The organism is Actinacidiphila sp. bgisy144 (assembly GCF_057708105.1).
This window is the reverse complement of the sequence record NZ_JBYIRM010000009.1, coordinates 189,996-214,912: the sequence shown is the minus strand read 5'-3', so window position 1 is coordinate 214,912 and position 24,917 is coordinate 189,996. Positions and strand designations below refer to the sequence as shown.

Annotated in this window: 19 protein-coding genes and 1 tRNA gene; 14 read left to right on the top strand and 6 right to left on the bottom strand. The window is 73.1% G+C overall.

The annotated features are described in order from the left end of the window. Nucleotides 1–3 precede the first annotated feature (3 nt). Nucleotides 4–906: an ABC transporter ATP-binding protein gene (locus tag AC3EVP_RS13740; protein WP_435129771.1), complete on the top strand. Its 903-nt coding sequence runs from the start codon at nucleotides 4–6 to the stop codon at nucleotides 904–906. Then, nucleotides 903–1,619, top strand: a complete 717-nt coding sequence (locus tag AC3EVP_RS13735; RefSeq protein WP_335973613.1) for an ABC transporter ATP-binding protein — start codon at nucleotides 903–905, stop codon at nucleotides 1,617–1,619. Before AC3EVP_RS13740 ends, AC3EVP_RS13735 begins: the two co-directional genes overlap by 4 nt. Before the next feature lie 106 nt (nucleotides 1,620–1,725). On the opposite strand, the gene AC3EVP_RS13730 is transcribed toward AC3EVP_RS13735, so the two are convergent. Continuing rightward, nucleotides 1,726–2,361 carry an ANTAR domain-containing response regulator gene (locus AC3EVP_RS13730; RefSeq protein WP_335973610.1) on the bottom strand — a complete coding sequence of 212 codons (636 nt, stop codon included), beginning with the start codon at nucleotides 2,359–2,361 and terminating at the stop codon, nucleotides 1,726–1,728. Between the two features lie 97 nt (nucleotides 2,362–2,458). Here AC3EVP_RS13730 and AC3EVP_RS13725 point away from each other — a divergent pair. Both AC3EVP_RS13725 and AC3EVP_RS13720 read left to right on the top strand, forming a co-directional pair. After that, nucleotides 2,459–2,541, top strand: a tRNA-Leu gene (locus AC3EVP_RS13725). A gap of 99 nt (nucleotides 2,542–2,640) precedes the next feature. Beyond that, complete coding sequence (locus tag AC3EVP_RS13720) at nucleotides 2,641–3,420, top strand: helix-turn-helix domain-containing protein (RefSeq protein WP_435129767.1); 780 nt, start codon at nucleotides 2,641–2,643, stop codon at nucleotides 3,418–3,420. A gap of 68 nt (nucleotides 3,421–3,488) precedes the next feature. Here AC3EVP_RS13720 and AC3EVP_RS13715 read toward each other — a convergent pair whose 3' ends face one another. Next, a complete protein-coding gene (locus AC3EVP_RS13715) occupies nucleotides 3,489–3,977 on the bottom strand; it encodes a PaaI family thioesterase (protein ID WP_335973605.1) in 489 nt (162 codons plus the stop codon). Nucleotides 3,978–4,091: 114 nt separating this feature from the next. Then, nucleotides 4,092–6,377, bottom strand: a complete 2,286-nt coding sequence (locus tag AC3EVP_RS13710) for an FdhF/YdeP family oxidoreductase (RefSeq protein WP_435129764.1) — start codon at nucleotides 6,375–6,377, stop codon at nucleotides 4,092–4,094. Nucleotides 6,378–6,511: 134 nt separating this feature from the next. Between AC3EVP_RS13710 and polA the strand changes: the two genes are divergently transcribed. Together polA and AC3EVP_RS13700 are read left to right on the top strand one after the other, a co-directional pair. Then, complete coding sequence (gene polA / locus AC3EVP_RS13705) at nucleotides 6,512–9,178, top strand: DNA polymerase I (RefSeq protein WP_435129817.1); 2,667 nt, start codon at nucleotides 6,512–6,514, stop codon at nucleotides 9,176–9,178. 215 nt (nucleotides 9,179–9,393) lie between these two features. Continuing rightward, nucleotides 9,394–10,680 (top strand): lytic transglycosylase domain-containing protein, encoded by a 1,287-nt coding sequence (locus tag AC3EVP_RS13700; RefSeq protein WP_435129761.1) that lies wholly within the window; start codon nucleotides 9,394–9,396, stop codon nucleotides 10,678–10,680. A 76-nt stretch (nucleotides 10,681–10,756) separates the two neighbouring features. On the opposite strand, the gene hrpB is transcribed toward AC3EVP_RS13700, so the two are convergent. Both hrpB and AC3EVP_RS13690 read right to left on the bottom strand, forming a co-directional pair. Beyond that, a complete protein-coding gene (hrpB, locus tag AC3EVP_RS13695) occupies nucleotides 10,757–13,273 on the bottom strand; it encodes an ATP-dependent helicase HrpB (protein WP_435129758.1) in 2,517 nt (838 codons plus the stop codon). Next, nucleotides 13,270–14,139 (bottom strand): class I SAM-dependent methyltransferase, encoded by an 870-nt coding sequence (locus AC3EVP_RS13690; RefSeq protein ID WP_435129755.1) that lies wholly within the window; start codon nucleotides 14,137–14,139, stop codon nucleotides 13,270–13,272. The genes hrpB and AC3EVP_RS13690 overlap by 4 nt, the downstream gene beginning before the upstream one ends. Nucleotides 14,140–14,432: 293 nt before the next feature. Here AC3EVP_RS13690 and rpsA point away from each other — a divergent pair, with 293 nt between their 5' ends. From rpsA to AC3EVP_RS13665, 5 genes are all read left to right on the top strand, one after another. Further along, on the top strand, nucleotides 14,433–15,935 hold the full coding sequence (gene rpsA, locus AC3EVP_RS13685) for a 30S ribosomal protein S1 (RefSeq protein WP_335973589.1): 1,503 nt from the start codon (nucleotides 14,433–14,435) through the stop codon (nucleotides 15,933–15,935). Between the two features lie 195 nt (nucleotides 15,936–16,130). Next, nucleotides 16,131–17,066: a PAC2 family protein gene (locus tag AC3EVP_RS13680; protein WP_335973584.1), complete on the top strand. Its 936-nt coding sequence runs from the start codon at nucleotides 16,131–16,133 to the stop codon at nucleotides 17,064–17,066. A gap of 85 nt (nucleotides 17,067–17,151) precedes the next feature. Next, nucleotides 17,152–17,760 carry a dephospho-CoA kinase gene (gene coaE, locus AC3EVP_RS13675; protein ID WP_435129751.1) on the top strand — a complete coding sequence of 203 codons (609 nt, stop codon included), beginning with the start codon at nucleotides 17,152–17,154 and terminating at the stop codon, nucleotides 17,758–17,760. Nucleotides 17,761–17,895: 135 nt separating this feature from the next. Beyond that, nucleotides 17,896–18,261: a tetratricopeptide repeat protein gene (locus AC3EVP_RS13670; protein ID WP_335973576.1), complete on the top strand. Its 366-nt coding sequence runs from the start codon at nucleotides 17,896–17,898 to the stop codon at nucleotides 18,259–18,261. A gap of 32 nt (nucleotides 18,262–18,293) precedes the next feature. Beyond that, complete coding sequence (locus AC3EVP_RS13665) at nucleotides 18,294–19,229, top strand: slipin family protein (RefSeq protein ID WP_435129748.1); 936 nt, start codon at nucleotides 18,294–18,296, stop codon at nucleotides 19,227–19,229. Nucleotides 19,230–19,292: 63 nt separating this feature from the next. Here the strand turns inward: AC3EVP_RS13665 and AC3EVP_RS13660 are convergent, their stop codons facing one another. Continuing rightward, nucleotides 19,293–19,820: a methylated-DNA--[protein]-cysteine S-methyltransferase gene (locus AC3EVP_RS13660; RefSeq protein WP_435129745.1), complete on the bottom strand. Its 528-nt coding sequence runs from the start codon at nucleotides 19,818–19,820 to the stop codon at nucleotides 19,293–19,295. Between the two features lie 141 nt (nucleotides 19,821–19,961). Here AC3EVP_RS13660 and uvrB point away from each other — a divergent pair, with 141 nt between their 5' ends. The 3 genes from uvrB (at nucleotide 19,962) to AC3EVP_RS13645 (ending at nucleotide 24,834) form a co-directional block, all read left to right on the top strand. Beyond that, the gene (gene uvrB, locus AC3EVP_RS13655; RefSeq protein ID WP_335973564.1) at nucleotides 19,962–22,058 is read left to right on the top strand and encodes an excinuclease ABC subunit UvrB; all 2,097 of its coding nucleotides are present in this window, start codon (nucleotides 19,962–19,964) and stop codon (nucleotides 22,056–22,058) included. A gap of 182 nt (nucleotides 22,059–22,240) precedes the next feature. Then, nucleotides 22,241–22,819, top strand: coding sequence for a TerD family protein (locus AC3EVP_RS13650; RefSeq protein ID WP_335973561.1), 579 nt, complete (start codon nucleotides 22,241–22,243; stop codon nucleotides 22,817–22,819). Nucleotides 22,820–22,905: 86 nt separating this feature from the next. Beyond that, nucleotides 22,906–24,834: a TerD family protein gene (locus AC3EVP_RS13645; RefSeq protein ID WP_435129741.1), complete on the top strand. Its 1,929-nt coding sequence runs from the start codon at nucleotides 22,906–22,908 to the stop codon at nucleotides 24,832–24,834. Nucleotides 24,835–24,917: the final 83 nt, after the last annotated feature.

The window sequence follows — 24,917 nt, the reverse complement described above, 5'->3', positions numbered from 1 at the left end:
ACCATGACCACGACGACCAGCACCCCCGCCGCCCCGGCGGCCACCCCCGGCAGCACCCCGCTGCTCCAGGCCAGCGGCGTCATCATGCGCTTCGGCGGCCTCACCGCCGTCCGCGACGTCAGCCTCACCGTCAACAGCGGTGAGATCGTCGGCCTGATCGGCCCCAACGGCGCCGGCAAGACCACCTTCTTCAACTGCCTCACCGGGCTGTACGTCCCCACCGAGGGCTCCGTCCGCTACCAGGGCACCGTCCTGCCGCCCAAGCCCCACCTCGTCACCAAGGCAGGCGTCGCCCGCACCTTCCAGAACATCCGGCTGTTCGCCAACATGACCGTGCTGGAGAACGTCCTCGTCGGCCGGCACACCCGCACCCGCGAGGGCCTCTTCTCCGCCCTCATCCGCGGGCCGCGCTACCACAAGGCCGAGGCCCGCTCCCGGGAACGGGCCATGGAACTCCTGGAGTTCACCGGCCTCGCGGCGAAGGCCGACCACCTCGCCCGCAACCTCCCCTACGGCGAGCAGCGCAAGCTTGAGATCGCCCGCGCGCTCGCCAGCGAGCCCGGGCTGCTCCTGCTCGACGAGCCCACCGCCGGCATGAACCCGCAGGAGACCCGCGCCACCGAGGAACTGGTCTTCGCCATCCGGGACCAGGGCATCGCGGTGCTCGTCATCGAGCACGACATGCGGTTCATCTTCAACCTCTGCGACCGCGTCGCCGTCCTCGTCCAGGGCCAGAAACTGGTCGAGGGCACCGCGGACGTCGTCCAGAGCGACGAGCGCGTCGTCGCGGCCTACCTGGGCGAGCCGTTCGAGGCGGAACCGGCGGCCGAACCGGAACCGGCGGCCGACGGCGACAACGAGGCCGGCACCGGCACCGGCGCGCAGGAGCAGGAGAACGACCGATGACCGCACTGCTCGAAGTAGAGGACCTCCGGGTCGCCTACGGCAAGATCGAGGCCGTCAAGGGCATCTCGTTTACCGTCGAGGCCGGCCAGGTCGTCACCCTCATCGGCACCAACGGCGCCGGCAAGACCACCACCCTGCGCACCCTCAGCGGCCTGCTCAAGCCGATCGGCGGCCGGGTGACCTTCGACGGCAAGGTGCTCACCCGGGTACCCCCGCACAAGATCGTCTCCCTGGGCCTGGCCCACTCCCCGGAGGGCCGGCACATCTTCCCCCGGCTCAGCATCGAGCAGAACCTGCTGCTCGGCGCCTTCCTCCGCCGGGACGCCGCCGGCATCACCAAGGACGTCGAGCGCGCCTACGAGCTGTTCCCGATCCTCGGGGAACGCCGCAAGCAGGCCGCCGGCACCCTGTCCGGCGGCGAGCAGCAGATGCTCGCCATGGGACGCGCCCTGATGTCCCAGCCCAAGCTGCTGATGCTCGACGAGCCCTCCATGGGCCTCTCGCCGATCATGATGCAGAAGATCATGGCCACCATCGTCGAGCTGCGGTCCCAGGGCATGACCATCCTGCTCGTCGAGCAGAACGCCCAGGCCGCCCTCTCGCTCGCCGACCAGGCCCACGTCATGGAGATCGGCAGCATCAAGATCTCCGGCAGCGGCCAGGAACTCCTGCACGACGAGGGCGTCCGCAAGACGTACCTCGGCGAGGACTGACCGGCGCCCCGGGGCACACCGGGGACCGATCGACGGGTAAGGCCCGCACTCCAAGAGTGCGGGCCTTACCCGTACCGTGCAGCCGCCCTGTACCGCGGGCGGGGACCTACTTCTCCGTCACCTCGTCGATGACCGCCTGCGCCACCGCCTGCATCGACATCCGCCGGTCCATCGACGTCTTCTGAATCCAGCGGAACGCCGCCGGCTCGGTCAGCCCGTACTTGGTCTGGAGCACGCTCTTCGCCCGGTCCACCAGCTTGCGGGTCTCCAGCCGCAGCGACAGGTCGGCGATCTCCGCCTCCAGGGCGCGCAGTTCCTGGAAGCGGCTCACCGCCATCTCGATCGCCGGCACCAGGTCGCTCTTGGTGAACGGCTTCACCAGGTACGCCATCGCGCCCGCGTCCCGGGCCCGCTCGACCAGCTCGCGCTGGGAGAAGGCGGTGAGCATCAGCACGGGGGCCAGCTTCTCCCCGGCGATCCGCTCCGCGGCGCTGATGCCGTCGAGGACCGGCATCTTGACGTCCAGGATCACCAGGTCCGGGCGGAGCTCCTCGGCGAGCTTCACCGCGGTCTCGCCGTCGCCCGCCTCGCCGACGACCGCGTAGCCCTCCTCCTCCAGCATCTCCTTCAGGTCCAGCCGGATCAGCGCCTCGTCCTCGGCGATGACGACCCGCGTGGTCGCGGGCGGCACATGCGGGGCAGCGTCATCCTGCGCGGGTGTGGGCTCGTCGGGGGCGCTCACGGTGCGGTGCTCCTCGGGTCATGGCGTGTGGTACATCCCTGAGCCTACCTAGCTGCGATGCCGCGCATCCACACGCTAAGCTGACCACGACAACCTCGCCGGGTTGGCGGAACGGCATACGCGGATGTCTCAAACACATCTGTCCGAGAGGGCATGCGGGTTCGAATCCCGCACCCGGCACCCCTGTTCTCCAGCGCGTCCCAGACGCCCATCGCTCGATCGAGTGATTTCGATCCTTTGTTCGTGCGCTCGTACGGCTGCGGGTGTGACGCTCGCTTCATGGCCACCCCGGAGCTCCGCCGCACAGCCGTCGACCTCGTGCGCAGCGGTGTGACCAACGCCGAAGCCGCCCGCCGGCTCGGCGTCCCCGCCGGCACGGTCGGCTACTGGGTCCACCTCGACCGGGCCGAGCGCGGCGCGTGCCCGGGACGGGAACGCCCCTGCCCCCGCTGCGACGGGGCCCCGTTGGACCGGCCCGCCTACAGCTACCTGCTCGGCCTCTACCTGGGCGACGGCCACGTCAGCCGCTACTCCGGGCACCGCGTGCCGAGCCTGTCGATCACCTGCGCCGACGACTGGCCCGGACTGATGGACGCCGCCGAGGCCGCGATGCGCACAGTCCTCCCCTTCAACCGGACCAGCCGCCTGCGCCGGACCGGCTGCCATGTCGTGAAGGCGTACTCGAAGCACCTCTCCTGCCTCTTCCCGCAGCACGGGCCCGGCAGGAAACACGAGCGGACGATCGCCTTGGCCCCCTGGCAGCAGCAGATCGTGGACGCACACCCGTGGGAGTTCATCCGCGGCCTCATCCACTCCGACGGCTGCCGGGTGGTGAACTGGACGGTCCGCACCGTCGCGGGACAGCGCAAGCGCTACGAGTACCCGCGCTACCTGTTCACCAACGTGTCCGACGACATCAGGAAGTTGTACTGCGACGCCCTCGACGCGGTGGGAGTGGAGTGGAAGGTGACCCGGCGGGCCGGCCGGCCGTACAACATCTCCGTCGCCCGCCGGGAGGCCGTCGCGCTCATGGACCGCCACGTCGGCCCCAAGCACTGAGCGGCCGTCCCGGGGCGGGGCCGGCCGGGGGCCGCTCAGGCGGTGGCGGTGGGCCGGCCGGGGGGTTCTCAGGCGGTGGCGGTGGGGGCGGGCTGGGGCGGGGAGGCGGGGCGCAGCATGCAGGTGAGGCGCGCGGTGCAGACTCGCTTGCCGCTGGCGTCGTCGGTGATGACGATCTCGTAGCTGGCCGAGGACCGCCCCCGGTGCACCGGCGTCGCCGTCCCCGTCACGCTCCCACTGCGCACACTGCGGTGATGCGTCGCATTGAGGTCCACCCCGACCGCGATCTTGCTCGGCCCCCCGTGCAGCATCGCCCCGACCGACCCCAGCGTCTCCGCCAGCACCGCGGACGCCCCGCCGTGCAGCAGCCCGTACGGCTGCGTGTTGCCCTCGACGGGCATGGTGCCCACCACCTTCTCGGACGTGGCCTCGACGATCTGGATGCCCATCCGCCCGCCGAGCGGCCCGGCCGAGAAGAACGACGGCAGGTCGATGCCGAGCCCGGCGTACTGCGCCAGGGTCTCCGGGGAGAACTGGGTGGGGGTCTGCTCGCCCATGCGGGTCGGCTCCGTTCTGCCGGTGGTGGTGCGGTCGGGAGGCGCGGGACGGCCGGTGCGGCCGGCGCGCAGATCGAGGGTAAGGGCCGGTCGGACCCGCCGTCCCGCCGGGGGTCAGGGCCGGTCCGGCCGGTGCGGTTCGAGCCGGATCACCACGGACTTCGACGCCGGGGTGTTGCTGGTGTCGGCGGTGTGGTCGAGCGGGACCAGCACATTGGTCTCGGGGTAGTACGCGGCGGCGCACCCGCGGGGGGTGGGGTAGTGCACGACGCGGAAGCCGTCGGCGCGGCGTTCGGTGCCGTCGGTCCACTCGCCGACGAGGTCGGCGTAGTCGCCGTCGGCGAGGCCGGCCGCGGCGGCGTCGTCGGGGTGGACGAGGACGACGCGGCGGCCGTTCCGGATGCCGCGGTAGCGGTCGTCGAGGCCGTAGATGGTGGTGTTGTACTGGTCGTGCGAGCGCAGTGTCTGGAGCAGCAGCCGCCCGGCGGGGACCTCGGGGTACTCCAGGGGCGCGGCGGTGAAGTTGGCCTTGCCGGTGGCGGTGGGGAAGGTGCGGCTGTCGCGCGGCGCGTGCGGCAGGGTGAAGCCGCCGGGGCGGCGGACGCGGGTGTTGAAGTCGTCGAAGCCGGGGACGACGCGGGAGATGCGGTCGCGGATCTGGTCGTAGTCGGCTTCGAAGTCGGCCCAGGGGATGCCGTGCCGGGGGCCGAGCACCGCGCGGGCGAGGCGGCTGACGATGGCCGGTTCGGAGAGCAGCTGGGGTGAGGCGGGGGGCAGGTTGCCGCGGGAGGCGTGCACCATGCCCATGGAGTCCTCGACGGTGACGAACTGGTCGCCGCCGACCTGCCGGTCCTTCTCGGTGCGGCCGAGGGTGGGCAGGATCAGCGCGCGGGCGCCGGTGACGGTGTGCGAGCGGTTGAGTTTGGTGGAGACGTGGACGGTCAACCGGGCGTTGCGGACGGCCGCTTCGGTGACGTCGGTGTCGGGGGAGGCGGCGACGAAGTTGCCGCCCATGGCGAGGAAGACCTTGGCGGTGCCGTCGCGCAGGGCGCGGATGGCGCGGACGACGTCGTAGCCGTGGTGGCGGGGCGGCGCGAAGCCGAACTCCCGTTCCAGGGAGTCGAGGAAGGCGGGCGCGGGGCGTTCGAAGATGCCCATGGTGCGGTCGCCCTGGACGTTGGAGTGGCCGCGGACGGGGCAGACGCCGGCGCCGGGGCGGCCGACGTTGCCGCCGAGCAGCAGGAAGTTGACGACCTCGCGGATGGTGGGGACGGCGTGCTTGTGCTGGGTCAGGCCCATGGCCCAGCACACGACGACGCTCCTGGCGCCGCGTACGAGGGTGTGCAGTTCCTCGATCTCGGCGCGGGTCAGGCCGGTGGCGCGTTCGACCTCGGCCCAGTCGGCGGCGCGGGCGGCGGCTTCGTACTCCTGGTAGCCGTGGGTGTGGGTGGCGATGAAGTCGTGGTCGAGGGCGTCGTCCTCGATCAGGAGGCGGCCCAGGGCGCGGAAGAGGGCCTGGTCGCCGCCGAGCCGGATGGGCAGGTGCAGGTCGGACAGCGCGGTGCCGCGCCCGGCCAGTCCGGTGGCGGTCTGCGGGTTCTTGAAGCGTTCGGTGCCGGCTTCGGCGAGCGGGTTGACGGTGACGATGCGGGCGCCGCCGTGCTTCGCCTTCTCCAGTGCGGAGAGCATCCGCGGGTGGTTGGTGCCGGGGTTCTGGCCGGCGACGATGATGAGTTCGGCGCGGTGCAGGTCTTCCAGGAGCACGCTGCCCTTGCCGACGCCGAGGGTCTCGGTCAGTGCGGAGCCGGAGGACTCGTGGCACATGTTGGAGCAGTCGGGGAGGTTGTTGGTGCCGTAGGCGCGGGCGAAGAGCTGGAAGAGGAAGGCGGCTTCGTTGCTGGTGCGGCCTGAGGTGTAGAAGACGGCCTCGTCGGGGCTGTCCAGGGCGGTCAGTTCGCCGGCGATGATCTCGAACGCCCGCTCCCAGGGGACCGCTTCGTAGTGGTCGGCGCCTTCGGGCAGGTACATCGGCTGGGTGATCCGGCCCTGCTGGCCGAGCCAGTAGCCGCTGCGGCGCGCCAGCTCCGAGACGGGGTGGGCGGCGAAGAAGTCCGGGGTGACCCGGCGCAGCGTCGCCTCCTCCGCGACGGCCTTGGCGCCGTTCTCGCAGAACTCGAACGTGTGGCGGCGCTCGCCCTCGGGCCACGCGCAGCCCGGGCAGTCGAAGCCGTTCTTCTGGTTGACCTTCAGCAAGGTCAGTGCGGTCCGCCGCGCGCCCATCTGCGCGTCGGCGATCCTCATGCTCTTCGCGACCGCGGTCAGCCCCGCGGCAGCGTGCTTGGGCGCACCGACATCCGGCGCGTCCTGTACGGGGTCACCACCAGGGGGCTTCTTCGCCATGACCCCATCCTCCCACCTGCCGTTCGCCGCCGCTCCGCCCGCGGAGCGGCAAGTCTGTCGGTGGGGCGTGGGAGGATCGGGATGTGGCTGAGAAAGTATCCGGATCGAAGACGACGACCGACCGACCGCGGCTGATGCTGCTCGATGGGCATTCGCTGGCGTACCGGGCGTTCTACGCGCTGCCCGTGGAGAACTTCAACACGGTCACGGGGCAGCCGACGAACGCGGTGTACGGGTTCGCGTCGATGCTGGCGAACACGCTGCGCGACGAGCAGCCCACGCATCTGGCGGTGGCGTTCGACGTGTCCCGCAAGACCTGGCGGTTCGACGAGTACCCGGAGTACAAGGCGACCCGTTCGAAGACGCCCGACGAGTTCAGCTCGCAGGTCGCGCTGATCGGGGAGCTGCTGGACGCGATGGTGGTGCCGCGCTTCGCGGTGGAGGGCTTCGAGGCCGACGACATCATCGCCACCTTGGCCACGCAGGCGGAGGCGCTGGGTTACGAGGTGCTGATCGTCACCGGTGACCGGGACGCCTTCCAGCTCGTCTCGGACCACGTCACGGTGCTGTATCCGACGAAGGGCGTCTCGGAGCTGACCCGCTACACCCCGGCGAAGGTCGAGGAGCGGTACGGCCTGACCCCCGCGCAGTACCCGGACTTCGCGGCGCTGCGCGGCGACCCGTCGGACAACCTGCCGGGCATTCCCGGTGTCGGCGAGAAGACCGCGGCCAAGTGGATCATGCAGTTCGGCTCGTTCGCGGAGCTGTGCGCGCGGGTGGACGAGGTGAAGGGCAAGGCGGGCGAGAACCTGCGGGCCCACCTGGACGCGGTGAAGCTGAACCGGCGGCTGACCGAGATGGTGCGGGACGTGGCGCTGCCGGCGAGCGCGGACGGGTTGGGCCGGGAGCCGTACGACCGCGAGTCGCTCGGCCAGGTGCTGGACGCGCTGGAGTTCCGCAACCCGAACTTCCGGGAGCGGCTGTTCGCGGCCGACCCGGGCGCGGCCGCGGAGGAGGCGGAGATCGCCGAGGGGGTGGCGGTCGAGGGTGTGGTGCTGTCGGCGGGTGAGCTGCCGGGCTGGTTGGAGGGGCACGCCGGGGGCCCGGTGGGGCTGGCGAGCGTGGACACCTGGGCGCTGGGGTCCGGTGCGGTCAGCCAACTCGCGCTGGCGGCGGGGGAGGACGCGGCGTGGTTCGACCCGGCGCAGTTGGACGGGGCGGACGAGAAGGCGTTCGCGCAGTGGCTGGCCGATCCGGCGCGCCCCAAGGTGGTGCACAACGCGAAGAACGCGATGCGGGTCTTCGCCGAGCACGGCTGGCAGCTGGCGGGTGTCGGGATGGACACGGCGCTGGCGGCGTATCTGATCAAGCCGGGCCGCCGGTCGTTCGCGCTGGACGTGCTGTCGGTGGAGTATCTGGGCCGTGAGCTGGCACCGGCTGCCTCGGACGGCGGCCAGTTGGCGTTCGGCGAGGAGGACGACGGGGAGTCGGCCGCCGCCGAGGCGCTGATGGTGCAGGCGCGGACCGTGCTGGACCTGGGCGAGGTGTTCGGGCAGCGGCTGCCGGAGGTGGGCGCCGCGGAGCTGCTGCGGGATGTGGAGCTGCCGACGTCGGCGCTGCTGGCGAAGATGGAGCGGGCCGGGATCGCCGCGGACCGGGCCCATCTGGAGGGGCTGGAGCAGCAGTTCGCCGCCGCGGTGCGGCACGCGGTCGAGGAGGCGCACGCCTCGGTGGGCCACGAGTTCAACCTCGGCTCGCCCAAGCAGCTCCAGGAGGTGCTCTTCGGCGAGCTGGGCCTGCCCAGGACGAAGAAGACGAAGACCGGTTACACCACCGACGCCGACGCGCTGGCGTGGCTGGCCGGGCAGACCGACCACGAGCTGCCGGTGATCATGCTGCGCCACCGGGAGCAGGCGAAGCTGCGGGTCACCGTCGAGGGCCTGGTCAAGACGATCGCGCCCGAGGGCCGTATCCACACCACGTTCAGCCAGATCGTCGCGGCGACCGGCCGGCTGTCCTCCACGGACCCCAATCTGCAGAACGTGCCGGTGCGTACCGACGAGGGCCGGGCGATCCGCCGGGGCTTCGTCGTCGGCGAGGGGTACGACTCGCTGCTGACGGCCGACTACAGCCAGATCGAACTGCGGGTGATGGCGCACCTGTCGGAGGACGACGGGCTGATCGCGGCGTTCACCTCCGGCGAGGACCTGCACACCACGGTCGGCTCGCAGGTCTTCTCGGTGCCGCGCGACAAGGTCGACGCCGAGATGCGCCGCAAGATCAAGGCGATGTCGTACGGGTTGGCGTACGGGCTGTCGGCGTTCGGGCTGTCCCAGCAGCTCGGGATCGAGGCGGCCGAGGCGCGGGCGCTGATGGAGACGTACTTCGAGCGGTTCGGCGGGGTGCGGGACTATCTGCGCCGCGCGGTGGAGGAGGCCCGCGGCACCGGGTACACCGAGACGCTGCTCGGCCGCCGCCGCTATCTGCCCGACCTCAACAGCGACAACCGGCAGCGCCGGGAGATGGCCGAGCGCATGGCGCTGAACGCGCCGATCCAGGGGTCGGCCGCGGACATCGTCAAGATCGCGATGCTCCGGGTCGACCAGGCCCTCACCGACCGGCAGTTGGCCTCGCGCATGCTGCTCCAGGTGCACGACGAAATCGTGGTGGAGGTCGCTCCGGGCGAACGCGAGCAGGTGGAGGCGCTGGTGCGGCACGAGATGTCCACCGCGTACCCGCTGCGTGCGCCGCTGGACGTCTCCGTGGGCTCGGGCCCGGACTGGGAGTCGGCCGCGCACTAGGGGGAAGCGGCCGGGGGCGGCCGGGGCGCCCGGGGGCGCCCGGGATGGGGGCCGCCGGAAGGGGCCTCGCGGGTCCGGGAGCACACCGCACGACAGCTCCCGGACGCTGTGGATTCACCGACGGGCCATGGTCGCGGGGCTGAAGTTGCCGTAGGGTCGTGCGAGTTGTGGAGCCGGGACAGGCTCACATATCGCTTTCGGGGAGGGACGCCGATATGGCAGCGCGGCGCTTCGGCACCAGCAAGAGGGTTCGTAGGGGAGCGGCGGGCACCGTGGTGGCCGCCGCGGCCATGGCGGCGCTGGGCGCCTCGCAGGCCCCCGGCCTGATCCAGGTCGCCCATGCCGCCGCGCAGGACCAGCAGCAGTCCCAGGCGAGCACCACTCCGGACGGCTCGATCGACGGCGACTCCCCGTACGTCACCGAACTCCCGCCGCTGAGCAGCCCGCAGGGCCCGGTCGCCTCGCCCACCGGCACCGGCACGGACACGGACGTGACGGTGTCCGGCGGCGCGAGCCTGCCGACGACGGTGCTCGCGGCCTACCAGCGCGCGCAGGCGTCGGTCGCGGAGTCCGACCCGGGCTGCCACCTGCCGTGGCAACTGCTCGCCGCGATCGGCCAGGTGGAGTCGGGGCAGGCCCGCGGCGGCGCGGTCGACGCCAACGGCACCACGTACAAGCCGATCCTCGGCCCGGTGCTCAACGGCGACGGCTTCGCGAACATCTCCGACACCGACAACGGCAAGTACGACGGGGACGCGGTGCACGACCGGGCCGTCGGGCCGATGCAGTTCATCCCGTCCACCTGGCGCACCTGGGGTGCGGACGGCAACGGCGACGGGGTGAGCGACCCGAACAACATCTACGACGCGGCGCTCGCCGCCGCGCACTACCTGTGCGCCGACGGCCGGGACCTGGCGGTGCCCGCCGACATGGACCGGGCGATCCTCGGCTACAACCACTCGCAGGACTACCTGAACCTGGTGATGGCCTGGTACGAGCACTTCCGGCAGGGCGGCACCGTCACGGTGCCGGACCGGTCGGGTTCGGCCAGCCCCGCGCTCAGCCCGTCGACGTCCCCGACGCCCTCCCCGAGCAAGACGGCCACCCCGACGCCGTCCGCCTCGGGCACCGCCTCGCCGTCGCCGTCCCCGACGAAGAGCGTCAGCGGCACCGTGGCACCCAGCTCCCCGGCGTCCTCCAGCCCGACGACCAGCCCGAGCGGCGGCGCGTCCACCACCCCGCCCACCAGCAGCGACCCGTCGACCTCGCCCACCACGCCGCCCACCAGCAGCACCCCGACGGACCCGGGCTGCACCACGGACACCCCGACGCCGACGGACTCCGCCACCGCGAGCCCGACCGACTCGCCGACCGACTCGCCCACGCCCGACCCCACGTGCGGCAGCGACGACTCCGGCAGCTCGGACGGTACCTCCCCCTCGGCGACCCCCGACCCCACCGACACGGCGGGCACGGCCACGGGCGCAGCACTCAGCTCGTAAGCCGCCGACCCGTAAGCGGCCGGCTCGTAAGGCGTCAGTGTGAGGCGCGCTGGGCTCGTACCGCGGGCGCGGCTCCTCAGCGCCGGGTGGGCGGCGCCGCCGTCGGGTCCTGCGGCCAGGAGTGGCGCGGGTAGCGCCCGCGCAACTCCGCCCGCACCGCCCGGTACCCCTCGCGCCAGAAGGACGCGAGGTCGGCCGTGACCGCGGCCGGCCGCCCGGCCGGGGACAGCAGGTGCACCAGCACCGGCACCCCGGCCACCTGCGGGGTCTGCCGCAGTCCGAACAACTCCTGGAGCTTGACCGCCAGTACGGGCTGCTCACCGCTGTAGTCGACGCGGATCTTCGACCCGGTCGGCACCGCGATCCGCTCGGGCACCAGCTCGGCGAAGCGCGCCGCCTCGCCGGTCGCCCAGGGCAGCAGCCGCTGCAACGCCGCCCCGGCGTCGGCGCGTTCGAGGTCGGCGCGGCGCCGGGCGGCGGCCAGCTCGGGGCCCAGCCACTCCGGTGCCCGCTCCAGCAGGGCCTGTTCGGCCACGTCCGGCCACGTCCCGCCCAGCACCCGGTGCGCGAACGCCATCCGCTGCCGCAGGCCCGCCGCCTCGCGCGACCAGCGCAGCAGCCCCGTGCCCTCGGCCCGCAGCCCCTCCAGGAGCGCGGCCCGCAGCAAGGACGGCTCGGGGCGGCGCAGCGGCGCGGTGCCCAACTCGATCGCGCCCAGCCGTTCCACGCGGCGCGCGACCACGTCGCCGTCGCGCCACCGCACCTCCTCGTACGACTCCAGGACGCCGCCCGCCGCCTGCCGGGCGATGCCCTCGTCGATGACGGCCGCGACCCGCACCCGCGCACCGGCCCGGCCCGCGCCCCGGTCGGCGACCGCGACGGCGACCCACTCCGCCTCGCCGATGCCGCCGCCGACCTCGGCCGCGGTACCGCCGGCCATGAGGTAGGCGCCCGGGCCGCGGCGCCGCGCGACCCGTTCGGGAAACGCCAGCGCGGCGACCAGCCCGGCCACCGCGTCGTCGGACAGCCGCCCGCCGCCCGCGGGCGGGTCGGCCGCCTGGCCGCCGCGCGGCAGTGCGGAGCGCAGGGCGGCCTCAAGGCGGCGGGCCTCGGCGCGCCAGCGCCGGGCATAGGGGTCGCCGCCGCGGCCGGCCCGGTGCCAGGCGGCGGTCAGGTCGGAGCCGTAGGAGCCGGGGAGTTCCTCGGACAGCAGGGCGGTGACCTCCGCGGCCCGCGCGGCGCCCGCCTCGGGGGCGGCGTCCAGCAGGGCGCGGCCCAGCCGGGGGTGCAGCCCGAGCAGGGCGAGCCGCCGGCCGCGGTCGGTGGCGCGGCCGGCACCGTCCACGGCGCCGAGCCCGTGCAGGGTGGCGCGGGCCGCGGCGAGCGCGCCGGGCGGGGGAGCGTCGAGCAGGGCGAGCCCCTCGGCGTCCGGCGCACCCCAGCAGGCGGCCTGGAGCGCGAACGCGGTCAGGTCGGCCAGCGCGATCTCGGGCGCGGGCAGCCGCGGCAGCCGGGCGTGCTCGGCCTCGGCCCAGCAGCGGTAGACGGTGCCGGGCGCCTCCCGCCCGGCGCGGCCGGCCCGCTGCTCGGCGGCGGCGCGGGAGACCCGCACCGTGGTCAGGGTGCCCAGGCCGCGGGCGTGGTCCATCCGCGGCTCCCGGGCCAGCCCGCAGTCGACCACGACCCGCACCCCGGGCACGGTCAGGCTCGACTCGGCCACGGAGGTGGCCAGCAGCACCCGGCGGCGCTCCCCGGGCCGCAGCGCCGCGTCCTGTACGGCGGCGGGCGCGCGGCCGTACACCTGGAGCACCTCGGTCGGCCCGTCGGTGCCGAGCATCCCGGCGACCCGGGCGATCTCGCCCGCGCCGGGCAGGAAGCACAGCACGTCGCCGTCCTGCTCGCGCAGCGCCCGCCGCACCGTGGCGGCCACGTGCTCCAGCAGCGCCGGGTCCACCCGGCCCCTGCTCGCGGCGGACGGACCACCGCTGTGCGGGGGCCGCGGCGGGCGGGGCGGCGGCGCCCACCGCACCGCGACCGGGTGCAGGACCCCCTCGGCCTCGATCACCGGGCCGTCCAGCAGTTCCGCCCACGCCGCCGTGTCGGTCGTGGCGGACGCCGCCAGCAGCCGCAGTTCCGGGCGCAGCACGGAGCGTACGTCCAGCAGGAAGGCCGTCGCGGTGTCGGCGTCGAGGTGCCGTTCGTGGCACTCGTCGAGCATCACCGTGCCGACCCCGGCCAGTTCCGGGTCGCGTTGCAGCCGCTGGAGCAGCACTCCGGTGGTGACCACTTCCACCGCGGTCGCCGCCGACACCCGCCGCTCGCCGCGCACCGTGAAGCCGACGGTGCCGCCGACCTCCTCGCCCAGCAGCCACGCCATCCGCCGGGCGGCGGCCCGCGCGGCCATCCGCCGCGGCTCGGCCACCAGCACCCGGCCGGTGGACTCCGCGGCCAGCAGCAGCGGGACGAGCGTGGTCTTGCCGGTGCCGGGCGGCGCGGCCAGCACCGCGCGGCCCCGCTCCCGCAGCGCGGCCAGCAGCGCGGGCACGACCGTCGCGACCGGCAGGGCCAGGCCCTCGGGCCGCGGCCGGATCACGGCGCGAGGCAGACGAAGACCGCGGTGCCCGGCAGCAGCCGCCCGCGCAGCGGGGACCAGCCGCCCCACTCCTGCCCGTTCCAGTCCGGCCACTCGGGTTCGACCAGGTCGACCAGGCGCAGCCCGGCGGCGGTGATCTCCCGCACCCGGTCGCCCAGGGTGCGGTGGTGCTCGACGTAGACGGCCAGCCCCCGATCGTCCTGCTCGACGTAGGGGGTGCGGTCGAAGTAGGAGGCGACGGCGGTCAGGCCCTCGGGGCCCGGCTCGTCGGGGAAGGCCCAGCGCACCGGGTGCGTCACGGAGAACACCCAGCGGCCGCCGGGCCGCAGCACCCGGGCCACCTCGCGGTGCACGCGGGCGGTGTCGGCGATGAAGGGCAGCGCGCCGTAGGCGGAGCAGACCAGGTCGAAGGAGGCGTCGGCGAAGGGCAGCGCGCCCGCGTCGGCCTGCACCAGGGCGGGCGCTGCGGCCGGGGCCGCCGCGGCGGGGCCGTCTGCAACTGCATCCCCCGCCTCCAGGTCGATGCGGCGGGCGTGCTGGAGCTGGCGGTGGGACAGGTCGAGCGCGACCGGCCGGGCGCCGCGGGCGGCCAGCCAGCGGGAGCACTGGGCGGCGCCCGCGCCGACCTCCAGCACGTCCAGGCCCTTCAGGCCGGCGGCCGGGCCGAGCAGCGCGGCCTCGGCCTCGTCCAGGCCCTCCGGGCCCCACACGAAGCGGCCGTCGCCGAGGAAGTCGCCGTGCTCGCGCTGGTAGTCGTCGGCGTTGCGGTCCCACCAGCGGCGGTTCGCCCGGCTGCTCTCCGTGCTGCCCGCGGTGCGCCGGGTCGCTTCGGGTTCGGGTCCCTGGATCTCGGGTCCTTGGATCATCGCGGCAGTCGTCGTACTCTCTCAGAGGACCGGCAGGTGGCGGGTTTGCGTCGGTCGGGTCCGTTATGCGCCTGCTGTGCCTCTTCGCGCATTGACCGTGCCCGGCTGCCCCCGTATGCTACAAGTTGCGCTGCGAGCCTGCGCGCCTCAGACGGAGCAGGCCACGCTCGAACTGTTGCAGAACCCTCGGCCCAGCGGCCACGGGCCCTCACATGGTGGGGGCGACAGCTTGAAAAAGGTTCCCGGCGTAGCAGTACCTACGACTTACTGTCCGTACCGGAGTCCTTTCCCTAATGACGAGCAGCACCGAGGCCCCTCGTACCACCCCGCAGGTGGCGGTCAACGACATTGGCAACGAGGAAGCCTTCCTCGCCGCGATCGACGAGACGATCAAGTACTTCAACGACGGCGACATCGTCGACGGCGTCATCGTGAAGGTCGACCGGGACGAGGTCCTGCTCGACATCGGTTACAAGACCGAGGGCGTCATCCCCTCCCGCGAGCTGTCGATCAAGCACGACGTCGACCCCAACGAGGTCGTTGCCGTCGGCGACGAGATCGAGGCCCTGGTCCTCCAGAAGGAGGACAAGGAAGGCCGCCTGATCCTCTCGAAGAAGCGCGCCCAGTACGAGCGTGCCTGGGGCACCATCGAGAAGATCAAGGAAGAGGACGGCATCGTCACCGGTACCGTCATCGAGGTCGTCAAGGGCGGCCTCATCCTCGACATCGGCCTGCGCGGCTTCCTGCCCGCGTCGCTCGTCGAGATGCGCCGGGTCCGCGACCTCCAGCCGTACGTCGGCAAGGAGCTCGAGGCGAAGATCATCGAGCTGGACAAGAACCGCAACAACGTGGTCCTGTCCCGCCGCGCCTGGCTGGAGCAGACCCAGAGCGAGGTCCGCCAGACCTTCCTCACCACCCTCCAGAAGGGCCAGGTGCGCTCCGGCGTCGTCTCCTCGATCGTCAACTTCGGTGCGTTCGTGGACCTCGGCGGGGTCGACGGCCTGGTGCACGTCTCCGAGCTGTCCTGGAAGCACATCGACCACCCCTCCGAGGTCGTCGAGGTCGGCCAGGAGGTCACGGTCGAGGTCCTGGACGTCGACATGGACCGCGAGCGCGTCTCCCTGTCGCTGAAGGCGACCCAGGAAGACCCGTGGCAGCAGTTCGCCCGGACCCACCAGATCGGGCAGGTCGTGCCCGGCAAGGTCACCAAGCTCGTTCCGTTCGGTGCGTTCGTCCGCGTGGACGAGGGCATCGAGGGCCTGGTGCACATCTCCGAGCTGGCCGAGCGCCACGTGGAGATCCCCGAGCAGGTCGTCCAGGTCAACGACGAGATCTTCGTCAAGGTCATCGACATCGACCTGGAGCGCCGCCGGATCTCGCTGTCCCTCAAGCAGGCCAACGAGTCCTTCGGTGCCGACCCGGCCTCGGTCGAGTTCGACCCGACCCTGTACGGCATGGCCGCGTCCTACGACGACCAGGGCAACTACATCTACCCCGAGGGCTTCGACCCCGAGACCAACGACTGGCTCGAGGGGTACGACAAGCAGCGCGAGGAGTGGGAGGGCCAGTACGCCACGGCCCAGGCCCGCTTCGAGCAGCACCAGGCGCAGGTCATCAAGTCCCGCGAGGCCGACGAGCAGGCGGCGGCCGAGGCCGGTTCCGCCTCCCAGGCGGCGGCCTCCGGCGGTGGCGGTGGCGGTTCGTACTCCTCGGAGTCCGACGACAACAGCGGCGCCCTCGCCTCCGACGAGGCGCTCGCCGCGCTGCGCGAGAAGCTGGCGGGCGGCCAGAGCTGACGCTCCCCGCTCCAGGTTCCCCGGTGGGCCCGTTCCTCTCCTCGGAGAGGGGCGGGCCCACCGCCTTTCCGGCGGGCGGACACCCGGGGTGAACACCTGTGCACCGGCCGGAAAACGGGTTCGGGGCGCGCGGGCGGGAATGGCGGGCGGATACGGTTCGTTGTCGCTCACGAGGAGCAAGGGAGGACGATCATCGTGGCCGATCCGCAGGGGCTTTACGAGTACGTACCGGGCGGTGCCGAAGCCGTTGACGAAGCGGTCGGCGACACCGGACCCGTCCTGCTCTACTACTTCGAGGGGTACATGGACGCCGGCGAGACCGGCCAGCAGATCGCCCAGCACCTGCTGGACCGGCTCGACAACCAACTCGTCGTGCGCTTCGACGCCGACCGGCTGGTCGACTACCGGGCCCGCCGCCCCCTGATGACCTTCGAAAGCGACCACTGGTCGTCGTACGAAGCGCCCTGCATCGACCTGTACCTGGTGCGGGACACCACCGGCACGCCGTTCCTGCTGCTCACCGGCTCCGAACCGGACGTGGAATGGGAGCGCTTCAGCGCCGCCGTGCTCCAGGTCGTCGAGCGGCTCGGGGTGCGCCTGGCCATCAACTTCCACGGCATCCCGATGGGCGTCCCGCACACCCGCCCGGTCGGCCTGACCCCGCACGGCAACCGGGTGGACCTGGTGCCCGGCCACCGCGCCTGGTTCGAGGAGGCGCAGGTCCCCGGCAGCGCCGCCAGCCTGGTCGAGCTGCGGCTCGCCGAGGCCGGACGGGACGTCCTGGGCGTCGCCGCCCACGTGCCGCACTACCTGGCGCGCTCGCCCTACCCGGACGCCGCGCTCGCCGTCCTGGAGGCCGTCACCGGCGCCACCGGCCTGGTGCTGCCCGACGTCGCGCACGCGCTGCGCCGCGAGGCCCACACCGTCCGCGTCGAGATCGACCGCCAGGTCGCCGAGGGAGACAGCGAACTCGTCTCCGTCGTGCGGGGCCTGGAGAGCCAGTACGACGCGGTGACCGGCTCGCAGAGCCGGGAGAGCCTGATCGCCGAGCCGGTCGACCTGCCCACCGCCGACGACCTGGCCGCCGAGTTCGAGCGGTTCCTCGCCGACCGCGAAGACGACGGCCGCTGACGCCCGCTGACACCCCGTCGGGGCGCCCGCACCGCCCCGCCGGACCCGCCGGGGCCTGCCGAACGGCAGGGCCTAGGCTGCTGCCATGCTGAACGTGGGGCTGACCGGCGGCATCGGTGCCGGCAAGAGCGAAGTGACCCGCCTGCTGGGGTCGTACGGCGCGACAGTGGTGGACGCCGACCGTATCGCCCGCGAGGTGGTGGAGCCGGGCACCCCCGGACTGGCCGCCGTCGTCGCGGAGTTCGGGCCGGACGTGCTGCGCGCCGACGGCACCCTGGACCGCCCCAGGCTCGGCGCGATCGTCTTCGCCGACGCCGACCGCCTCAAGGCGCTCAACGCGATCGTGCACCCGCTGGTCGCCGAGCGCTCCGCCGCACTCCAGCAGGCCGCCGGGCCGGACGCGATCGTGGTGCACGACGTGCCCCTGCTCACCGAGAACGGCCTCGCCCCGCGCTACGACCTGATCGTCGTCGTGGACGCCGCCCCCGCCACCCAACTCGACCGGCTGGTACGGCAGCGCGGCATGGCCGAGCCGGAAGCCCGCTCCCGGATGGCCGCGCAGGCCGCACGGGAGGAACGGCTGGCCATCGCGGACCTCGTCATCGACAACGACGGCCCGCTGGCGGACCTCGAACCGCAGGTGCGGAAGGTGTGGGAGCAGCTGCGGGCACGGGCGGCCGCGGCGGGGGAGTAGCAGCACCCCGGGGCGGGCCGAGGGCGGGGCCGCGCCGGGGCCGGCCGGACCGGGAATGCGGTTGCCGCCGGTCGTGTTGGGTATGTCTGTCCAGACGATCAGTCGTCCCCGTGCCCGAGTTCCAGGGAGGCGGCCTTGCACGAGCGGTCCCCGGAAACCTTTGTCATCGACTACCGCGCCGCGGAGCAACTGCTCTCCGCCCGCGACCCGCGCGGCGCCGTCAAACTGCTCGACCCCCTGGTCGCCGCGCACCCGGAGAACACCGCGGCCCGGCTGCTGCGGGCCCGCGCGTTCTTCGCCGCGGCCCAACTGCGCCCGGCCGAGCTGGAGTTCCAGATTGTTCTGGAACGGGAACCGGACAACGCCTTCGCACACTTCGCGCTGGCCCGTACCCTGGAGCGCGCCAACCGCTCCGCCGAAGCCCAGCGACACTTCCGGCTCGCCGCCGCGCTCGACCCGCGCCCCGACTACCTGGCAGCCGCCCGCTTCGACGCGAACTGATCCGCGAACCGACCTCGAGAAGGGGCCCGGGCATGGAAGCCGTCGTCGTCCTCGTGATCATCCTCGTCGTTGTCGGCCTGATCGGTCTGAAGAGCAGCGTCAAGGTGGTCAAGCAGTACGAACGCGGGGTGGTCTACCGCTTCGGCCGGGTCAGCGCCCTGCCGAAGCAGCCCGGCCCGCGGATGCTGGTGCCCTTCGTGGACCGTATGACGAAGGTCAACATGCAGGTCATCACGCTGCCGGTGCCCGCGCAGGACGGCATCACCCGCGACAACGTGTCGGTACGGGTCGACGCGGTGCTGTACTTCCGGGTGGTCGACCCGGTCCGGGCCACCGTGGACGTGCAGAACTACCAGTTCGCGATGCTCCAGGTCGCGCAGACCTCGCTGCGGTCCATCATCGGCAAGAGCGAGCTGGACGACCTGCTCTCCGGCCGGGAGCGCCTGCACGAGGGCCTGGAGCTGATGCTGGCCACCCCCGCCACCGGGTGGGGCGTGCACATCGACCGGGTCGAGATCAAGGACGTGGCGCTGCCGGAGTCCATGAAGCGGTCCATGGCCCGGCAGGCCGAGGCAGACCGGGAGCGGCGGGCCCGCATCATCACCGCCGACGGCGAACTCCAGGCGTCGCAGAAGCTCTCCCAGGCCGCGAAGACCATGGACGCCAACCCCTCCGCCCTGCAACTGCGGCTGCTGCAGACCGTGGTGGAGGTCGCCGCGGAAAAGAACTCCACGCTCGTCATGCCGTTCCCGGTGGAGATGCTGCGCTTCTTCGACCGGGCGGCGGCCGGCACCGGCGAGGCCGCCGGCAGCGACGGCACGAAGGCCGAGAGCGCAAAGGAGGAGCCGGAGCCCACGGCCGAGGCCGGCGGCGGGACCGGGGCGGACGTACCCGCGCCCGCGCCGGTCGAGCTGCCCCGGGCCGCCGGGCACCCCCAGATCCCCGACCCGCGCACCTCGGGGGAGTAGCGCGCCGGCGCCGACCGGCCGGAGCAGCGGCGCGGCCCGTTCCCTGGGAACACCGGAGCCCCGTCAGAACAGCGGGGCCGGGAGCACCCCCTCCAGCGCCAGCAGCGTCCGCTTGATCTCCAGACCTCCGCCGAAGCCGCCTATCCCGCCGCCGCTCTCCACCACCCGGTGGCAGGGCACGACCACCGGCAGCGGGTTCGCGCCCATCGCCGCGCCGACCGCCCGGGCCGCGCCCGGCTCGCCGACCCGGTCGGCCAGGTGCTGATACCCCACCACCGTCCCGTACGGCACGCCCGTGGCCAGCTCGCGCAGCACCCGCCGGTTGAACCCCGCGGTCAGCGACCAGTCCAGCGGCAGGTCGAACCGCCTCAGCTCCCCCGCGAAGTACGCGTCCAACTGCTCGGAGACCGGCGCCGTGCGCACCGGGTCCTCCACCACCGGGCACCCCAGCCGCCGCTCCAGCGCGGCCACCTGCCGCGCCACCGTCCGCGGACCGGCCCGGAACGCCACCAGCACCAGCCCCTGACCGCTGCACGCGGCCATCAGCGGCCCCACCGCCGTCTCCTTCACCACCCACGCCACCTCGTCCATGCCCACCACGGTAGACCCGGGGTCCGACAACGCCCCCCGAACGCCCCCTGCCGCCGCGAAACCGCAGGTCAGAAGCGGTCCGCGGGGTGGGCCGGGGCGAGCGCGGCGCCGATTGTCACAGGGGAGCCGTACGGTGGTGTCATGCGGCCCGTTTCAGACATCGAACGCACTGTGGCGCCTTTCGAGGTCGTCAGTCCCTACCAGCCCAGCGGCGACCAGCCGGCGGCGATCGACGACCTCGAACGCCGTATCCGCGCCGGCGAGCAGGACGTGGTGCTGCTCGGCGCGACCGGCACGGGCAAGTCGGCGACCACCGCGTGGATGATCGAGCGGCTCCAGCGCCCCACCCTGGTGATGGCGCCGAACAAGACGCTGGCCGCCCAGCTCGCCAACGAGTTCCGCGAGCTCCTGCCGAACAACGCGGTCGAGTACTTCGTCTCCTACTACGACTACTACCAGCCGGAGGCGTACGTCCCGCAGACGGACACGTACATCGAGAAGGACTCGTCGATCAACGAGGAAGTGGAGCGGCTGCGCCACTCGGCGACGAACTCGCTGCTCACCCGCCGGGACGTCGTCGTGGTCGCCTCCGTCTCCTGCATCTACGGCCTGGGCACCCCGCAGGAGTACATCGACCGCATGGTCCGGCTCAAGGTCGGCGACGTGATCGACCGCGACCAGCTGCTGCGCAAGTTCGTCGACATCCAGTACACGCGCAACGACCTGGCGTTCACCCGCGGCACCTTCCGGGTCCGCGGCGACACCGTCGAGATCTTCCCGGTCTACGAACAGCTCGCGGTCCGCATCGAGATGTTCGGCGACGAGATCGAGGCGCTGTACACCCTGCACCCGCTCACCGGCGAGGTGATCACCGAGGACGAGCAGGTGTACGTCTTCCCCGCGACGCACTACGTGGCGGGACCCGAGCGGATGGAGCGGGCCATCGCCGGGATCGAGGCGGAGCTCGCCGACCAGCTCGCGCTGCTGGAGAGGCAGGGCAAGCTCCTCGAGGCCCAGCGGCTGCGGATGCGCACCACCTACGACATCGAGATGATGCGCCAGATCGGCACCTGCTCCGGCATCGAGAACTACTCGCGGCACATCGACGGCCGCGGCCCCGGCTCCGCGCCGGACACCCTCATCGACTACTTCCCCGAGGACTTCCTGCTGGTCGTCGACGAGTCGCACAACACGGTGCCGCAGATCGGCGCGATGTACGAAGGCGACGCGTCCCGCAAGCGCACCCTCGTCGACCACGGCTTCCGGCTGCCCTCCGCGCTGGACAACCGCCCGCTGAAGTGGGAGGAGTTCCTGACCCGGGTCGGCCAGAAGGTCTACCTGTCGGCGACCCCCGGGCCGTACGAACTCTCCCGCGGCGACGGCGTGGTGGAGCAGATCATCCGGCCGACCGGGCTGATCGACCCCGAGGTCGTGGTCAAGCCCACCGAGGGCCAGATCGACGACCTGGTGCACGAGATCCGGGTGCGCGCCGAGAAGGACGAGCGGGTCCTGGTCACCACCCTCACCAAGAAGATGGCCGAGGACCTCACCGACTACCTGCTGGAGCTGGGCGTGCAGGTGCGGTACCTGCACAGCGACATCGACACCCTGCGCCGGATGGAGCTGCTCCAGGAGCTGCGGGCCGGCGAGTTCGACGTCCTGGTGGGCATCAACCTGCTGCGGGAGGGCCTGGACCTGCCCGAGGTGTCGCTGGTGGCGATCCTCGACGCGGACAAGGAGGGCTTCCTGCGCTCGGGCACCTCCCTGATCCAGACCATCGGCCGCGCCGCCCGCAACGTCTCCGGCCAGGTGCACATGTACGCCGACCGGATCACCCCGGCGATGGAGAAGGCGATCGACGAGACCAACCGCCGCCGGGAGAAGCAGATCGCGTACAACACCGAGCGCGGCATCGACCCGCAGCCGCTGCGCAAGAAGATCGCCGGCATCCTGGACGCCTACGCCCGGGAGGAGGCCGACACCCAGGAGCTGCTCGGCTCCGGGCGGCAGCGCTCGCGCGGCAAGGCGCCGGTGCCGGCGCTGGGGGCGAAGTCCGGCGGGAAGCGGACGGCGGCCGCGCTGCCCGCCGAGGAGCTGGCCGACCTCATCGCCGAGCTGACCGAGCAGATGCACACCGCGGCCGGCGAGTTGAAGTTCGAGGTCGCCGCCCGCCTGCGGGACGAGCTCGGCGACCTGAAGAAGGAGCTGCGGCAGATGCGGGAGGCGGGGATCGCGTAACCGCGGCAACACCGGCCCCGGCCACCCGTGTTGTGCCGCAGCGGCGCCGGCGGGCAAACGGAATCCCACGGCGACGAACCGGGATACGGTCCGGCGGCGTCTTGTTAGGGTGCGGACACGACTTTCCGTGCCAGAGCCGCGGACCAACCGATACGAACACAACGGGCGAGAGGGGACAGCGCGTGACGGTCAACATGACCAAGGGGCAGAAGATCAGCCTGAGCAAGGCTGACGGGGGGACGCTGACCGCGGTCAGGATGGGGCTGGGCTGGCAGGCCGCGCCGCGCCGGGGCCTGTTCGGCAGCCGCACCCGTGAGATCGACCTCGACGCCTCCGCGGTCCTCTTCGCCGACAAGCAGCCGGTCGACGTGGTGTTCTTCCGCCACCTGACCAGCGACGACGGCTCGGTCCGACACACCGGCGACAATCTCGTCGGCGGCGCGGGCCAGGGCGGCGACGACGAGTCGATCATCGTCGACCTCCAGCGGGTCCCGGTGCACGTCGACCAGATCGTCTTCACCGTGAACTCCTTCACCGGCCAGACCTTCGCCGAGGTGCAGAACGCGTTCTGCCGCCTGGTGGACGAGACCAACGGCCAGGAGCTGGCCCGCTACACCCTCACCGGCGGCGGCCCGTACACCGCGCAGATCATGGCCAAGGTGCAGCGCGGCGCGAGCGGCTGGTCGATGACCGCGATCGGCACCGCGGCGAACGGCCGGACGTTCCAGGACCTGATCCCGGCGATCCTTCCCGCCCTCTAGGCGCAACACCGCGCGCCGCGCCCCGGAGCACCGGGCCGCGGTGCGCGGACGACCGGCACGACAACGAAAAGCAGGGGGCGGCTGGCATGACGGCCGAACTGGTCCGGGGGCAGAACCACCCGCTGCCCGGCAACCGGCTGGAGATCCGGGTGTCGGCAGGGACCCCGGTGGTGGCCGCGGTCACCCTGGGGGACGAGCACGGCCGCGCCGTCGGGCCGGACGGCGCCGACCCCACCGCCGGCCGGGAGTGGCTGGCCCACCCCGGCGCGCCGCAGTTGCCCGGCGTGGAGGTGCCGCGGCAGGCTGCCGCCGAGCACCGCCTCGCCGTGGACCTGGGCGCCATGCCGCAGCAGGTGCACCGGGTGCACATCCTGCTGGCCCTGCCGGCCGGCCGGGCCGGCGCCCCGGCGAACTTCGGTGCCGCGCCCGCCCCGCACGTGGCCGTCACCACCCCCGACGGCACCGCCATCGCCGGCTGCACCCTCACCGGCCTCGGCAGCGAGACGGCCCTGCTCGCCGTGGAGCTGTACCGGCGGCAGGGCGCGTGGAAGGTCCGCGCGGTCGGCCAGGGGTACGACGGCGGGCTGCCCGCGCTGCTGCTCGACCAGGGTGTGCCCGACGCCCGTACCGTCGCGGACGAGATCCATGCGGCGGTCGACCGCGAGCAGTCCCGTTCGGTGGACGCCCCCATAGCGCCCGCCGCCCCGCCGGCCGTCCCGGCGCCCGGTGAGCCCGCGCGGTCCGGCCCGGTCGACTACCGCCACCCGCGCCGCCGTCCGGCCGCCCAGGACACCGAGGCCGCCCAGGACGCCCAGGCCCCCGCGTCCCCGGCCGCCGCCCCGCCGCTCCCACCGCAGCCGCCCGCGGCCTCCGCCCCGGCCGCACAGCCCGCCCCGGCCGCCGCTCCCACCGGCCCGCCCGCCCCCGTCGCCGGGGACGCAGGCGGCTGGAGCATGGAGGAGCGGCTGCACAACCAGATCTGGGGCATGTTCGAGGACCTGGCCCGCACCGTCGCCGCCTACCGCAGCGCCGAGGACTTCGCGCAGTCCCGCTACGACCAGGAGTTGGACGCGCTCCTGGCCGATCCGCGCACCCGCGGCGGCGCGCAGGCCGAGGCCGCCCGGGACCAGGCGATGACCAAGCGGGTCGCGCTGATCGACCAGGCGCGGGCGGTCCTCGACCGCGACCTCGCCCAGCTCGCCGCCGAGGCCGAGGTGGTCGATCCCGCGCTGCCGCCCGCCTTCGCCGGCTGGGAGAACCCGGCCTGGCACGCCTACGAGGTGCCGGGGCGCCCGGCGATCGCGGTGCGGCTCGGCGGCCTGACCGTGCCCGAGGCGCCCGAGTTGGACATCCCGCTGCTGGTCCGGCTGCCGCTGGAGCGCGGCCTGTGGGTCGACAGCGCCGAGGACCGCGGGAAGGCGCTGGAGGTCGCCGTGGCGATCGCCGCCCGGCTGACCGCCTGCCACCCGGCCGGCGGCTTCGCGATGCAGGCGCTGGACCCGGCCGGTTCGGCCTCGGGCGCGCTCGCCCCGCTGTACGCCGGCGGCGCCCTGGTGCTGCCGCCGCCGGCCGCGGGCGCCGCGGGCGTCAGCGAGGTGCTCGGCCGCCTCACCGCGCGGGTCGACCTGCTCCACATGGCCATGCGCGGCGGCGCGGCCGACGCCCTGCCGCCCGGCTTCGACCAGGCCGAGCAGCTCCTGATCGTCAACGAGTTCCCGTACGGCTTCGACGACCGGGCGGTCAACCAGCTGCGCTACCTCGCCGACGAGGGGCCCGCCGCGGGCGTCCACCTGCTGCTGGTCGCCGACCGGGACGACGCCTCCGCGTACGGGCCGGTGCTGGACCCGCTGTGGCGCTCGATGCTGCGGCTGACCCCGCTGCCCAGCGACCACCTCGCCGACCCGTGGGTGGGCCACGCGTGGACGTACGAACCGGCGCTGGTGCCGCCGGGCAGCCAGGTGGTGGCGCAGGTGCTGCACAAGCTGGCGGCGGCGCGCCCGGCATACGGCATGTGAGGGTGCCCGGCGGGGCGGGGCGGGGCGCGGCCTCGCCCCGGCGGCGGTCTTTACCGTCTCTTGGTGATTCGGGTAAGGTCGCT

Excerpts from the sequence above, each read along its gene's own strand:
- AC3EVP_RS13740 (WP_435129771.1), top strand. The coding sequence starts at position 4 with ATGACCACGACGACCAGCACCCCCGCCGCCCCGGCGGCCACCCCCGGC.
- AC3EVP_RS13735 (WP_335973613.1), top strand. The coding sequence starts at position 903 with ATGACCGCACTGCTCGAAGTAGAGGACCTCCGGGTCGCCTACGGCAAG.
- AC3EVP_RS13720 (WP_435129767.1), top strand. The coding sequence starts at position 2,641 with ATGGCCACCCCGGAGCTCCGCCGCACAGCCGTCGACCTCGTGCGCAGC.
- AC3EVP_RS13715 (WP_335973605.1), bottom strand. The coding sequence starts at position 3,977 with ATGGGCGAGCAGACCCCCACCCAGTTCTCCCCGGAGACCCTGGCGCAG.
- AC3EVP_RS13710 (WP_435129764.1), bottom strand. The coding sequence starts at position 6,377 with ATGGCGAAGAAGCCCCCTGGTGGTGACCCCGTACAGGACGCGCCGGAT.
- polA (WP_435129817.1), top strand. The coding sequence starts at position 6,512 with ATGCTGCTCGATGGGCATTCGCTGGCGTACCGGGCGTTCTACGCGCTG.
- AC3EVP_RS13700 (WP_435129761.1), top strand. The coding sequence starts at position 9,394 with ATGGCAGCGCGGCGCTTCGGCACCAGCAAGAGGGTTCGTAGGGGAGCG.
- AC3EVP_RS13690 (WP_435129755.1), bottom strand. The coding sequence starts at position 14,139 with ATGATCCAAGGACCCGAGATCCAGGGACCCGAACCCGAAGCGACCCGG.
- rpsA (WP_335973589.1), top strand. The coding sequence starts at position 14,433 with ATGACGAGCAGCACCGAGGCCCCTCGTACCACCCCGCAGGTGGCGGTC.
- coaE (WP_435129751.1), top strand. The coding sequence starts at position 17,152 with ATGCTGAACGTGGGGCTGACCGGCGGCATCGGTGCCGGCAAGAGCGAA.
- AC3EVP_RS13665 (WP_435129748.1), top strand. The coding sequence starts at position 18,294 with ATGGAAGCCGTCGTCGTCCTCGTGATCATCCTCGTCGTTGTCGGCCTG.
- AC3EVP_RS13660 (WP_435129745.1), bottom strand. The coding sequence starts at position 19,820 with ATGGACGAGGTGGCGTGGGTGGTGAAGGAGACGGCGGTGGGGCCGCTG.
- uvrB (WP_335973564.1), top strand. The coding sequence starts at position 19,962 with ATGCGGCCCGTTTCAGACATCGAACGCACTGTGGCGCCTTTCGAGGTC.
- AC3EVP_RS13645 (WP_435129741.1), top strand. The coding sequence starts at position 22,906 with ATGACGGCCGAACTGGTCCGGGGGCAGAACCACCCGCTGCCCGGCAAC.